The sequence below is a fragment of the Mycobacterium sp. HUMS_12744610 genome (genome assembly GCF_041206865.1).
Classification (GTDB): Bacteria; Actinomycetota; Actinomycetes; order Mycobacteriales; family Mycobacteriaceae; genus Mycobacterium; species Mycobacterium servetii.
Map to the genome: position 1 here is coordinate 977,436 of NZ_JBGEDP010000001.1, position 12,926 is coordinate 990,361.

Genomic DNA, 12,926 nt, shown 5'->3' on the forward strand with positions numbered 1-12,926 from the left:
GGCTTCTGCAGCACCGGCGCGCTCAGTCGCCTTCGCCCTGCGGTGGCAGATCCTTCACCACTTGGGGATCGTTCTCGGTCATGCCGACCTTGGCCGCACCACCCGGCGACCCCAGCTCAACGAAAAAGTCGGCGTTGATCTGCGTGTACTGGCTCCACTGTTCGGGCACATCGTCTTCGTAGTAGATCGCTTCGACAGGGCAGACCGGTTCACAAGCCCCACAGTCGACGCATTCATCGGGGTGGATGTAGAGCATCCGAGCACCCTCGTAGATGCAGTCGACCGGGCACTCCTCAATGCATGCCTTGTCCTTGATGTCGACGCAGGGTTCGGCAATTGTGTACGTCACGGACGTCTCCTCAAGGTGTCCTCCATGTAATGCCCCGTGTGGGCTGCCGTTCGCATTGTCGCGGCGGTTCTGGACCGCTTCCAGACAAAGCGTTTGATTACTGATACTAGACGTTGCACATACACGTCAACCACTTGGCACGCCCGTCAGACCGCAGTGCTATGCACCTAGTCGCACCTAGTCGCACAGCGGCGTGGTGTGCCATTTCTGCTGCCCGGATGGCACCGGCGTACGCGACCTTGGTGTCGCTGTGCGAACAGGCCGGCTCGGGCTACCAGTTACCCCCTGGTTGATCAAGTTCCTGTGGGAGTCCGATGCCCCAGAATTGGGGCGAGGAGGACTCGATTCATGGCACGTCGACGGCATACACCGGAGCAGGTGGTCCGCAAGCTTCGTGAGGGTGAACGGCTGCTCGGTGAGGGCAAAGACCTCGGGGAGGTCTGCCGGCATCTGGAGGTCAGTGAGCAGACCTGGCATCGCTGGCGAAATCAGTACGGCGGGATGAAAGCCGAAGACACCAAACGGCTCAAGGAGCTTGAGCGGGAGAATCAGCGGCTCAAGAAGCTGGTCGCCGAGCAGGCCCTCGACATCGACATGCTCAAGGAGATGAGCCGGGGAAACTGGTGAGCCCCGACCGTCGGCGGCGAGCGGTGGTGATGCTCGTCGAGCGGTTCGGGGTCTCGCAGCGGCGTGCCTGCCGGGTGGTCGGCCAACACCGCTCGGTGCAGCAGTATGGGCCGCAACGACCCGATGGCGTCGAACAGCGGCTGCGCGCCTGACTGCGGGAGATCGCCATCAGCCATCCGCGGTGGGGCTGGCGCAAGGCGCACGCCATCGCCAAGTCAGAAGGCCTCGTGGTCAATCCCAAACGCACGCACCGATTGTGGAAAGACGAACGGCTGCAACGTCCGTCGAAGACCCGCAAGCGGCTGCGCCTGGGCCACAGTGCGGCGCACCGGCGCATGGCGGCGGCCCGCCCCGATCACGTGTGGGCGCTGGACTACCAGCACGACCTCACCGTCGACGGCCGCCAGCTGCGTTTCCTCAACGTCATCGACGAGTTCACCCGCGAGGCGTTGGCGACACGGCCACGTCGGTCGTGGAACGCCGATCAGACCACCGGACTGCTCGACGAACTGATCATGACCACTGGCCGCAAGCCCGAACACATCCGAATGGACAACGGACCCGAACTGACCAGTCACGCCCTCGCCGACTGGGCCCGCTTCGGCTCGGTAGGCGCCGTGTTCATCCAACCCGGCGCACCGTGTTCGGGGGCATTCAGGTTGAGCACTTGGGGGTAGCGATCCGGCACTGACGGTGATCAGTTCGTCGGCCGGTCGTTTCTGCGTTTGGTCTTTGTGGTGTCGGGGCGGCACGGTGATCACGTCGTTGTGGGCGGCGGCCCTCCCGATGTCTCTGGGCGGAGTCTGCGGGAGGGCCGTCTTCGCGCTTGGAGGCGCAGTGGTCACGGTAGAGGCAGATGTCGATGTGGTCGAGCGCAGGCTGGCGGCGGGCGAGTTGAGCTGCCCGGCATGCAGCAGCGTGCTGGCGCGTTGGGGGTGGGCCAGGCCGCGACAGCTGCGCGGTCGGGACGGGTCGGTGCGGTTGTGTCCTCGCCGGTCGCGATGCACCGGCTGCGGGGTGACGCATGTGTTGTTGCCCGTGACCGCGTTGCTGCGCCGTGCCGACACTGCGGCGGTGATCGTGTCGGCGCTGGCTGCCAAGGCGTTGCGGCGGCGGGTGGGGTTTCGCCGGATCGCGGCCGACTTGGCCCGTCCGGTGGAGACGGTGCGGGGCTGGCTGCGTCGCTTCGCCGAGCGGGCCGAGGCGGTGCGGTCAATGTTCACGGTCTGGTTGCGCGCGGTGGACCCCGATCCGGTGATGCCTGAGCCGGCCGGCGGGGTGGTCGCCGATGCGGTGACGGTGATCGCCGCGGTCGCGGGCCCATTTCGATGATCGACCCGACATATCACGTGATCGAGGACCCCGCGAAGGCCGGCAGGCCCGGGGACTCCGGGGAATCCGGGCAACGCAGCGAAACGTAATCTTTTGGCCGGATATCGGGCTGACCCGAGGGGTGTAAATGGCCGAAAGCCGGGCAGTTAGATTCGTTAACTAGTGGGCGGTGTACGTCATGCCCGCGGTCGACGGAAAGGACAGCTGTGAAGCGACTGGCAGCCGTGTTGGTGTCCGTGTTGGGTTTCGCATTCACCGCCAATGGTTACCGGGCGCTGACTAAGCGCCCGTACGGCTCGGTTTTCGCGTCGGAACTTCCAATGCAATCGCTCGGCGTCCAGGTCACGGCGCTGGCGGCGGTGGCTGGGGCTGCTGGGCTTGCGCCACGTCGGGCGAAAGGCCGACGAACCGCTGACCGCTGCGCTCGATGCCGGCCTGGGTCCCGAGCGTCGCACCGAGTCGGGCGATCTATGGAAGCGGCCCGCGCCCGCAGGTGCGACCGCGAAGAAACCTGGCGTGGGACGAATGCTGCGGATCTACCGTGACTACGCGCATGACGGCGATATCAGTTACGGGGAGTGCGGCTCCAGGAACCATCTCGACATCTGCTCCGGTCCAGGTCGGGCCAGTGGGGCGTCGGCAACGTCGGAACGGTGGCGCTTCGCCATTTCGTCGGTAACCCTGCGTACGAGGTGGTCGGCGTGCTCTGTAATCGTCCGGAAAAAGTTGGCAAGGATGCCGGTGAGCTCGTCGGCGCCGCGCCGATCGGTGTGCTTGCGACCACCGACAAGGAAGCCATCGAAGCGCTTGACGCCGATTGCGTGTTCTATGCGCCACTTTGGTCCGATCCCGAAGAGGTCTGCCGTCTGCTGCGCGGGGGCAAGAACGTCGTCGCCTCGGGTGGCGCATGGTGGTATCGAACCGAACACAGCAAGGCGGATATCGACAAGATCGACGCAGCGTGTCACGAGGGCGGTACTTCGTTCCACGCAGGTGGTATCAATCCTGGCTTTGCCGGAGACCTGCTCGTGCTGACGCTGGCCCGAATCGTCAGCCGGATCGACGCTATCCACATCTACGAGGTGGTGAATTTCGGCAAGGACACTTTGAAGTACCTGCACGAGATGGGGATGGGGAGCGATCCCGAAGAGTTTCTGGCCGGACCGAATCTCCTGGGGAACGCATGGCCGTTGTTCGCCCAGTCGATGGCCATGGTGGCGGACGGATTCGGCAAGACGGTCGACAAGTACACAACGGATGTAGAGTTAGGGACGGCCACGCGCGACATCCGGTACGAAGGGGGGCCGACCAGCGACATGCCAGGCTTTAAGGGCGTGATCAAGAAGGGAACAGTCGCCTCACAGCATCACAAGTGGACGACTTGGGTGGACAACAAGACCTTCATCACATTCCACGAGATGTACACGATGGACGAATACAATGCCATTGAGCCGCAGCCTGATTGGGGCGGTCACTATCACTATCGCATCGTGATCGAGGGCGACGAACCCACCGAGCTGATCCTCCAAGCGCCTCCGGATGCGCAGGGCAACTACCCGAAGCCGGGCTACACCTGGACCGCGATGGGCCCCGCGAACGCGATTCCAGCCGTTTGTGACGCCCCGCCTGGATTCCTCACCCATAAGGAGCTCGGGCTTGTGCCGCTGCGCGGCCTGGTGCGCTTGTAGCGATTACAAAACCGCTGGGCCCGAATCAGCCGGGAGACGGCGGGAGGATCCCGCGAATCCGGGCCGTGAGCCACGAGGCCACCGCTCAGGTTTTGCGCGCCGTCAATGAGCTTGCGGACCAGGAGGGTTCTCGCTCCGGCGGGTATTTCGTGCGGGCAGTGGGGGCGATGAAGCCACGTCATCCTTGCGGTCGGGGTCGCTGTCACCTCGGTGCCGGCGGTGTCAAAAATCTTCGCCGACCTGAAAATCCTGGACACACGGTTCAGGCAAGACGACTCTGCAGGGCGTGTCATTCCATCTGTGTAAGTCCGGGGTGGTCCATCATCGGACCGCCGTTGGGCGGACAGAAGGAGTGTTTTGTGACCAAGACCATGCAGATGCCGGCTGAGGAGACGACCGCGGCGCGGCGGCTGGCCGAGATGTTCACCGAAGAGACGCTGGACTCGTTGATTAAGGATGCGGTGAAGACCGGGACCCCGATCGACGGCGCGGACGGTTTGCTGAACCAGCTGACTAAGGCCGTGCTGGAGCGGGCGCTGAATGCGGAGCTAACCCACCATCTGGGCTATGAGGCCGGCGATCCGGCCGGACGCGGATCGGGAAATTCGCGCAACGGCACCACGCCGAAAACGGTGACCACCGTCAACGGCCCGGTGCAGATCGATGCGCCGCGTGATCGCAACGGCTCGTTTGAGCCGGCGATTGTGCCGAAGAAGACCCGCCGGCTCAACAACATCAATTCGGTGGTGTTGTCGCTGTATTCACGGGGAATGACCACCCGCGATATCGAAGCCCACCTGCAGGAGGTCTATGGGGCGTCGGTGTCGCGGGAGTTGATCTCCAATATCACCGAGGTGGTGGTCGATGAGATCAAGGCCTGGCAGGCCCGCCCGCTCGATGAGGTCTACCCGATCCTCTACATCGATGGGCTGCGGCTGCGGATCGGCGACAACGGGGTCATCACCACCAAGGTCGCCTATTTGGCCATTGGCGTGGATCTGGAGGGCCGCAAACACGCCTTGGGCTGCTGGATCCAGGACTCCGAGGGGGCGAAGTTCTGGCAGAAGGTCGTCATCGACCTGCGCAACCGCGGGGTGCGCGACATCCTCATCGCCTGCTGCGACGGGCTGACCGGTCTGCCTGATGCGATCCGCTCGATCTATCCCGATACCGTGGTGCAGACCTGCGTCGTGCACGTCATTAGGAATGCGATGCGCTTCGTGTCTTATAAGGACCGCAAGAAGGTCGCCACCGCGATGCGGGCGATCTACAGTGCGCCGACCGTCGATGGAGCCGAACTCGCACTCAAGGAGTTCGACCAGCAATTCGGCGCCCAATATCCGGGTGCAATTGACGTGTGGCACAACGCCTGGGGGGAATTCGTTCCGTTCCTGGACTATCCGGTGGAGTTGCGCAAGATCGTCTACACCACCAATGCGATCGAGTCGATCAACTTCCAGTTGCGCAAGATCACCAAGAACCGTGGTCATTTCACGGACAAGGACGCCGCGATGAAGTTGCTGTACCTCGGGCTGCGCAACATCTCCAGCGAGAGAGGAGGCTATTCGGGTACTGGAACGCACAACTGGACTGTGGCGCTCAACACACTCGCCAGACTATTCCCTGGGCGAATCCCATTGTGCTAGAATACAACTCGTAGTCAAATCACCTCTGACTTACACAGAAATCGTGACAGGCTCGCCGAATGCGCTCCAGCGTGTCGGCCTCGGTACGGATCGCGCCATCGACGGCGCGCTGAAACAACTCACCAAGCTGCGGTCAATCCACGAGCGACCGGCGAGCGTCCAAACCCGCCGACAGGCGGGCCACTGGGAGGGTGACCTCATCGTCGGCGCCCAGCAGCGGTCGGCGGTCGCAACGCTGGTGGAACGAAAGATGCGTCTAACACTGCTGATTCGACTGCCGAATGGACATTCGGCACAGCATGTCGGGGATGCCCTGATCGCAACGTTCACCCAAATGCCGGTCAAACTGCGCCGGACCCTGACTTGGGACCAGGGCAACGAGATGTTTCATCACAAACGTATCGAGGCGGCGACAGGGCTGAAGATCTACTTCGCCGACCCACACTCACCTTGGCAACGCGGAAGTAATGAGAACGCCAATGGGCTTGTACGCCAATACTTACCAAAGGGCACCGACCTCAGCATCTGGGACGACGGCCAACTCCGGCAGATCGCCGATGAACTCAACGACCGCCCACGACTGTGCCTCAAGGACAACACCCCGACCGAACTTCTGCGACGATGGGAGCGTCAGTACACACTTCACTGATTCGCAACGATGAGTGGAATCCGCCCGGGCACCAGTGGCCGGTTACACCAGTCGGTCATCTCGGCGACTACCTTGTCGGTGATCCGCGAGATCGTGTCCTTGGATACCGTGGCGCCGTAGACGTCGGCGAAGTGGGCAGCGACCTCACCGGTGGTCAATCCCTTTGCCGTGAGTGACAATACGATCTCGTCGATACCCGTCAGCCGACGCTGACGCTTCTTGACAATCTGCGGCTCGAAGCTGCTGTTGGTGTCGCGAGGCACTTCGATCTCGACGGCGCCGATCTCGGTGAGCACCGTCTTGGCCCTGGTGTCGTTGCGGGAGTTCCCGCTGCCGCGCCCGGCAGGGTCGTGCTTGTCATAGCCCAGGTGCTCGGCCATCTCGGCATCCAGCGCGGTCTCCAGCACGTTCTTGGTCAACTGATTCAGCAGCCCGTTCGGGCCGACCAGCTCGACACCCTGTTCTTTTGCCTGCGCCAGCAGCTGCTCAGCGAGCTGCCGTTGATCCAGTTCCATCGCCACAGGATCGAGTGTTTCTGACATCGTCAGTCCTTCCCGCCAAGCTCACGCTCGGCGTGACAGACCAAGATCAGATCCACCGTTGTTCAGACAGTCCCGCCAGCCTTTACGCATGACGTAGTCGAGCCAAGTACCGGCGAACTGGGAGGTGAGCACGGCTGCGATTACCTGTGTGGTGTAGAACTTTGAGCTGATGATGCCGGCGTCGAAGGCGACATTGGCCAAAACGATGCCGGGGCCACCGCGGGCGTTGGTGGTGATCGCAAGGTTGATCAGGTCAAGTCCCCGGAAACCCGCGAACCGCCCGGCGAGCGATACCGACATCACTTTGATCGCGCAGGTGCCGACAATGAAGATGACGATCATCCATACCGAGACGCCGCGGATGAGATCCAGCTTCAGGCCGACGATCGCGAAGTAGATGGGAATGAAGAAGGCGAAGGAGACTTTGCCGATTGCCTCGAGCGCGTCGGCGAAGATCCTGCGCTTCCTATGCGCGACGGCAAAACCTGCGAGGAACGCCGCGAAGACGAGGTTGACGTCGAGGGCTCCGACAACTGCGCAGTATGCCAGCAGGACCGCTATGGGGTAGCCGGTGGGCGACTGCCGCGCAAAGACATTCCAGCGAGAAGTGTTGATGCGCTTGATGACGCGTGGAACAAGCTTGAGCCCGAGGATGAAGTAGGCCACCGTTGCGAAAAGGTGCCAGAACATCTGCCACGGATGCAGAGTGAGCCTGTCACGATTTCTGTGTAAGTCAGAGGTGATTTGACTACGAGTTGTATTCTAGCACAATGGGATTCGCCCAGGGAATAGTCTGGCGAGTGTGTTGAGCGCCACAGTCCAGTTGTGCGTTCCAGTACCCGAATAGCCTCCTCTCTCGCTGGAGATGTTGCGCAGCCCGAGGTACAGCAACTTCATCGCGGCGTCCTTGTCCGTGAAATGACCACGGTTCTTGGTGATCTTGCGCAACTGGAAGTTGATCGACTCGATCGCATTGGTGGTGTAGACGATCTTGCGCAACTCCACCGGATAGTCCAGGAACGGAACGAATTCCCCCCAGGCGTTGTGCCACACGTCAATTGCACCCGGATATTGGGCGCCGAATTGCTGGTCGAACTCCTTGAGTGCGAGTTCGGCTCCATCGACGGTCGGCGCACTGTAGATCGCCCGCATCGCGGTGGCGACCTTCTTGCGGTCCTTATAAGACACGAAGCGCATCGCATTCCTAATGACGTGCACGACGCAGGTCTGCACCACGGTATCGGGATAGATCGAGCGGATCGCATCAGGCAGACCGGTCAGCCCGTCGCAGCAGGCGATGAGGATGTCGCGCACCCCGCGGTTGCGCAGGTCGATGACGACCTTCTGCCAGAACTTCGCCCCCTCGGAGTCCTGGATCCAGCAGCCCAAGGCGTGTTTGCGGCCCTCCAGATCCACGCCAATGGCCAAATAGGCGACCTTGGTGGTGATGACCCCGTTGTCGCCGATCCGCAGCCGCAGCCCATCGATGTAGAGGATCGGGTAGACCTCATCGAGCGGGCGGGCCTGCCAGGCCTTGATCTCATCGACCACCACCTCGGTGATATTGGAGATCAACTCCCGCGACACCGACGCCCCATAGACCTCCTGCAGGTGGGCTTCGATATCGCGGGTGGTCATTCCCCGTGAATACAGCGACAACACCACCGAATTGATGTTGTTGAGCCGGCGGGTCTTCTTCGGCACAATCGCCGGCTCAAACGAGCCGTTGCGATCACGCGGCGCATCGATCTGCACCGGGCCGTTGACGGTGGTCACCGTTTTCGGCGTGGTGCCGTTGCGCGAATTTCCCGATCCGCGTCCGGCCGGATCGCCGGCCTCATAGCCCAGATGGTGGGTTAGCTCCGCATTCAGCGCCCGCTCCAGCACGGCCTTAGTCAGCTGGTTCAGCAAACCGTCCGCGCCGTCGATCGGGGTCCCGGTCTTCACCGCATCCTTAATCAACGAGTCCAGCGTCTCTTCGGTGAACATCTCGGCCAGCCGCCGCGCCGCGGTCGTCTCCTCAGCCGGCATCTGCATGGTCTTGGTCACAAAACACTCCTTCTGTCCGCCCAACGGCGGTCCGATGATGGACCACCCCGGACTTACACAGATGGAATGACACGCCCCATTCGGCGGCTGGCAGCCCACTACGACGACGCGACGATCGCGCGTCTGCTCGCACGGCAGGGCGTGATGACTGCGACCGGGCTGGCGTTCACCCGCGACCGGGTTGGCAGCCTGCGCCGCAAACACGGTATCGCCGGGCCGACCGAGCCTGTCGTACCCGTCGGCGACGATGTACGCATGGTCAGTATCGCCGAAGCCGAGACGCTGCTGGGGCACCTCCCGCGCCACTCTCTACCGGTGGCTGGCAAGCGGCTTCATCCACGGCGAGCAACATCGCCCTGGCGACCCGTGGCGGATCCGCATCGACCCCGAGCTACGCGCCAATATCACCCCAGACACACCCGACGGATGGGTTGGGCTCGAGCAGGCTGCCCGCCGACTCGGCGTGGCCAAACAGACCGTCCTGGATCGAATCCGCCGCGGAGAGCTCAACGCCGTCCACGTCAACCGTGGCCAACGCAAAGGCCTGGCCATCCAACTGCCGCTGCCGGAGGAGACCTTGTTCACTACGGCGCCATGAAACGCCGACAGCAGCTTGTCGCATCCGGTCCAGAACACCTAATCGCACCACCCGCCCGACCATGAACACCAACAACAACGCAGCATTCGGCCCGAATCTGGACCGAATGAGACAAACGACGAAAGGAAATTAGCAGTGAGAACCGGGATCGACCGGGTTGCCCAACTCGTCGCGCAGATCGATCGTTCGCTTGCGTTCATGAGTCTATGCGGTAGCGCTGACAGGCTCGGTTGGCACCAGGCCAGTTTCGGTGTGATTTTGCGGATTCCTTTGCGGCAGTTCGGTCGGTGGGTCGTGCAGCGATCTGCGTAGGTCGGCCAGCAGCCGCAGCCCGGCCGGGGTCATGGTGAACCCGCGCCATCCGGCGCTGGCGCGGTCGAGTACGGCCCACACCAGTGTGAGGCAGGAGTACTCGCCGGGCAGGCGGCCGATCACCTTGACTCTGCGCCGTGTTTCGCCGAAGGTGCGTTCGATGAAGTTGGAGTGTCGGGCCCTGGGCCAATGCTCACGGGGAAACCGCAGGTAGACGGTCAGCGAGTCGCGGTCATCGAGCAGGGCCCGCACTGCGGCCGGGTAGGAGTCGCGCCAGCGCTTGGCGAACGCGTCGGTCCTGTTTTGGGCGAGTTTGACCGCGGCGATGCCGGGTTCGACATCGGCTGGTAGGTCGAAGACCGCCCAATAATCGGCTTTGACGTCAGCTTGGGCATTCTTGGGCACCTTGGCCAGGATGTTTCTGGCGCGATGAATAAGACACCGCTGCCGCAACGCCGCGCCCATGGTGGTCTCGACCGCGCCGATCAGCCCGGGTGCGCCGTCGCTGATCACCAGCAGTGGGCACGCCAGGCCGCGTTCGCCGAGCCCGCGCAAGAACCCTTCCCAGGCCGCACCGGATTCCGAGGAGGCCGCCTCAAGCCCGACGAACACCGGTTTGCCGTCGGTGTCGATACCCCACGCGGCCAGTACCGGCTCGGCTGAGGCGCCTGCGTGGTATTTAAAGTGCGACCCGTCCAGGAACAGGTAATCGAGCTCGACGTCGTCGAGGCGGCGAGCGCTCCACTGCTCGAACTGAGCCGTTGATGTCCTCGCAGATGCGCGACACCGTCGACTTCGACACCGCGGCGGCCTCGCCGAGCGCTTCGACCAGGGTGGCCTCCACGTCGCGGACCGACAACCCGCGCACGAACCCGGCGATCACCAATGCCTCCAATGCGTTGGTCTTGGTTACTCCCTTGCCGAACAGCTGGGAGGCGAACCGCTCGGTGGTGCCGCGCATCTTCGGCCGTGCCAGCGTCACCGGTCCCGCGGTGGTCTTCACCGTGGTCGGGCAGTATCCGTTGCGCATCCCGGCGCGGGCGTCCGCACAGCTCGCGGTCCGCTGGTAGCGGTCCCGGCCCAAAAACGCGGCCACTTCGGCCTCGATGGCGGTCTGCAGCAGCAACCGGGCACCAAGCCGGGCTACTTCCTCGATCGCGCCCGCCAGGTCCTCGCCGCCGGCGAACACACCATCAATTTCTGCCTGCAACCGCTGCACAGGCGATACCCTCTTCGACACGGACGTAGGCTCCTTCCATCAGACTGGCCGGTCTTCGAGGGAACCTACGTCCGGATTCTTTTACACCGCGGCAGGGACACGACCTAGCGAGGACACTGTCGCGTTAGAGGACTTGCTGACTCCGACACTCGACGAGTTGGACACGATCGCTACCAATGGCGGTCTGGCGCGGGGCGTGCCGACCGGATTCGCTGATCTCGATGAGATCACCTGCGGGCTTCAGCCAGGAACCATGGTTACCGTTGCGGCTCGTCCGGGCGTTGGAAAAGTCCGTTCTAGCACTGGATTTCATGCGATCGTGTTCGCTCAGACATCGGATGGCCAGTGTCATCTTCTCGTTGGAAATGAGTAAGTCCGAAATTGTGATGCGGCTGCTGGCGGCCGAAGCGAGGGTCAAACTTGCGGATATGCGTTCGGGGCGCATGAATGACGATGACTGGATCCGGGTGGGCGGCACCATGAGTCAAATCAGCGATGCCCGGATTCGGCCCGTTGCTAGGAGGCGGAATTCGTGGCCGCGATTAACGGCGATCTAGCTAACTACGAGACCGTGGGCGTGTCATTCCATCTGTGTAAGTCCGGGGTGGTCCATCATCGGACCGCCGTTGGGCGGACAGAAGGAGTGTTTTGTGACCAAGACCATGCAGATGCCGGCTGAGGAGACGACCGCGGCGCGGCGGCTGGCCGAGATGTTCACCGAAGAGACGCTGGACTCGTTGATTAAGGATGCGGTGAAGACCGGGACCCCGATCGACGGCGCGGACGGTTTGCTGAACCAGCTGACTAAGGCCGTGCTGGAGCGGGCGCTGAATGCGGAGCTAACCCACCATCTGGGCTATGAGGCCGGCGATCCGGCCGGACGCGGATCGGGAAATTCGCGCAACGGCACCACGCCGAAAACGGTGACCACCGTCAACGGCCCGGTGCAGATCGATGCGCCGCGTGATCGCAACGGCTCGTTTGAGCCGGCGATTGTGCCGAAGAAGACCCGCCGGCTCAACAACATCAATTCGGTGGTGTTGTCGCTGTATTCACGGGGAATGACCACCCGCGATATCGAAGCCCACCTGCAGGAGGTCTATGGGGCGTCGGTGTCGCGGGAGTTGATCTCCAATATCACCGAGGTGGTGGTCGATGAGATCAAGGCCTGGCAGGCCCGCCCGCTCGATGAGGTCTACCCGATCCTCTACATCGATGGGCTGCGGCTGCGGATCGGCGACAACGGGGTCATCACCACCAAGGTCGCCTATTTGGCCATTGGCGTGGATCTGGAGGGCCGCAAACACGCCTTGGGCTGCTGGATCCAGGACTCCGAGGGGGCGAAGTTCTGGCAGAAGGTCGTCATCGACCTGCGCAACCGCGGGGTGCGCGACATCCTCATCGCCTGCTGCGACGGGCTGACCGGTCTGCCTGATGCGATCCGCTCGATCTATCCCGATACCGTGGTGCAGACCTGCGTCGTGCACGTCATTAGGAATGCGATGCGCTTCGTGTCTTATAAGGACCGCAAGAAGGTCGCCACCGCGATGCGGGCGATCTACAGTGCGCCGACCGTCGATGGAGCCGAACTCGCACTCAAGGAGTTCGACCAGCAATTCGGCGCCCAATATCCGGGTGCAATTGACGTGTGGCACAACGCCTGGGGGGAATTCGTTCCGTTCCTGGACTATCCGGTGGAGTTGCGCAAGATCGTCTACACCACCAATGCGATCGAGTCGATCAACTTCCAGTTGCGCAAGATCACCAAGAACCGTGGTCATTTCACGGACAAGGACGCCGCGATGAAGTTGCTGTACCTCGGGCTGCGCAACATCTCCAGCGAGAGAGGAGGCTATTCGGGTACTGGAACGCACAACTGGACTGTGGCGCTCAACACACTCGCCCGCAACACTTC

At 62.6% G+C, this 12,926-nt stretch carries 10 protein-coding genes and 5 pseudogenes; 10 read left to right on the top strand and 5 right to left on the bottom strand.

All coding sequences use genetic code 11. From position 1 onward, the window contains the following. Positions 1-22: 22 nt before the first annotated feature. Positions 23-349 carry a ferredoxin gene (fdxA, locus tag AB8998_RS04925; RefSeq protein WP_007168467.1) on the bottom strand — a complete coding sequence of 109 codons (327 nt, stop codon included), beginning with the start codon at positions 347-349 and terminating at the stop codon, positions 23-25. A gap of 348 nt (positions 350-697) precedes the next feature. Here fdxA and AB8998_RS04930 point away from each other — a divergent pair, with 348 nt between their 5' ends. The 7 genes and pseudogenes from AB8998_RS04930 to AB8998_RS04960 all read left to right on the top strand — a co-directional run bounded on the left by AB8998_RS04930 (position 698) and on the right by AB8998_RS04960 (position 6,291). Continuing rightward, the gene (locus tag AB8998_RS04930) at positions 698-976 is read left to right on the top strand and encodes a transposase (protein WP_007168468.1); all 279 of its coding nucleotides are present in this window, start codon (positions 698-700) and stop codon (positions 974-976) included. After that, complete coding sequence (locus AB8998_RS04935; protein ID WP_154074411.1) at positions 973-1,128, top strand: hypothetical protein; 156 nt, start codon at positions 973-975, stop codon at positions 1,126-1,128. Before AB8998_RS04930 ends, AB8998_RS04935 begins: the two co-directional genes overlap by 4 nt. A 75-nt stretch (positions 1,129-1,203) precedes the next feature. Then, positions 1,204-1,653: a DDE-type integrase/transposase/recombinase gene (locus AB8998_RS04940; protein ID WP_007168470.1), complete on the top strand. Its 450-nt coding sequence runs from the start codon at positions 1,204-1,206 to the stop codon at positions 1,651-1,653. A 403-nt stretch (positions 1,654-2,056) separates the two neighbouring features. Further along, a pseudogene (locus tag AB8998_RS04945) lies at positions 2,057-2,290 on the top strand (hypothetical protein); the annotation flags it as partial. A gap of 596 nt (positions 2,291-2,886) precedes the next feature. Beyond that, the gene (locus AB8998_RS04950) at positions 2,887-3,996 is read left to right on the top strand and encodes an NAD(P)H-dependent amine dehydrogenase family protein (RefSeq protein ID WP_007168472.1); all 1,110 of its coding nucleotides are present in this window, start codon (positions 2,887-2,889) and stop codon (positions 3,994-3,996) included. 410 nt (positions 3,997-4,406) lie between these two features. Then, on the top strand, positions 4,407-5,642 hold the full coding sequence (locus tag AB8998_RS04955) for an IS256 family transposase (protein ID WP_369741377.1): 1,236 nt from the start codon (positions 4,407-4,409) through the stop codon (positions 5,640-5,642). A gap of 43 nt (positions 5,643-5,685) precedes the next feature. Further along, complete coding sequence (locus AB8998_RS04960) at positions 5,686-6,291, top strand: IS30 family transposase (RefSeq protein ID WP_369736915.1); 606 nt, start codon at positions 5,686-5,688, stop codon at positions 6,289-6,291. Between the two features lie 32 nt (positions 6,292-6,323). Here the strand turns inward: AB8998_RS04960 and AB8998_RS04965 are convergent. From AB8998_RS04965 to AB8998_RS04975, 3 genes and pseudogenes are all read right to left on the bottom strand, one after another. Then, positions 6,324-6,806 (bottom strand): annotated as a pseudogene (locus AB8998_RS04965) (transposase); the annotation flags it as partial. A gap of 48 nt (positions 6,807-6,854) precedes the next feature. Beyond that, a complete protein-coding gene (locus AB8998_RS04970; RefSeq protein WP_007168473.1) occupies positions 6,855-7,523 on the bottom strand; it encodes a cation:proton antiporter in 669 nt (222 codons plus the stop codon). A gap of 72 nt (positions 7,524-7,595) precedes the next feature. Beyond that, the gene (locus tag AB8998_RS04975; protein WP_369741377.1) at positions 7,596-8,831 is read right to left on the bottom strand and encodes an IS256 family transposase; all 1,236 of its coding nucleotides are present in this window, start codon (positions 8,829-8,831) and stop codon (positions 7,596-7,598) included. A gap of 298 nt (positions 8,832-9,129) precedes the next feature. On the opposite strand from AB8998_RS04975, the gene AB8998_RS04980 reads away from it, so the two are divergent. Continuing rightward, positions 9,130-9,480 (top strand): MerR family transcriptional regulator, encoded by a 351-nt coding sequence (locus AB8998_RS04980; RefSeq protein WP_169717184.1) that lies wholly within the window; start codon positions 9,130-9,132, stop codon positions 9,478-9,480. A 204-nt stretch (positions 9,481-9,684) separates the two neighbouring features. Here the strand turns inward: AB8998_RS04980 and AB8998_RS31535 are convergent. Next, positions 9,685-11,032, bottom strand: a pseudogene (locus AB8998_RS31535) (IS256 family transposase). Positions 11,033-11,108: 76 nt separating this feature from the next. Here AB8998_RS31535 and AB8998_RS04995 point away from each other — a divergent pair. Together AB8998_RS04995 and AB8998_RS05000 are read left to right on the top strand one after the other, a co-directional pair. Beyond that, a pseudogene (locus AB8998_RS04995) lies at positions 11,109-11,511 on the top strand (DnaB-like helicase C-terminal domain-containing protein); the annotation flags it as partial. A gap of 201 nt (positions 11,512-11,712) precedes the next feature. Continuing rightward, positions 11,713-12,915 (top strand): annotated as a pseudogene (locus AB8998_RS05000) (IS256 family transposase); the annotation flags it as partial. Between the last annotated feature and the right edge of the window lie 11 nt (positions 12,916-12,926).

Bases quoted from the DNA above. Each gene is read 5' to 3' on its own strand.
- AB8998_RS04970 (WP_007168473.1), bottom strand. From the start codon at position 7,523: ATGTTCTGGCACCTTTTCGCAACGGTGGCCTACTTCATCCTCGGGCTC.
- AB8998_RS04930 (WP_007168468.1), top strand. From the start codon at position 698: ATGGCACGTCGACGGCATACACCGGAGCAGGTGGTCCGCAAGCTTCGT.
- AB8998_RS04980 (WP_169717184.1), top strand. From the start codon at position 9,130: ATGTACGCATGGTCAGTATCGCCGAAGCCGAGACGCTGCTGGGGCACC.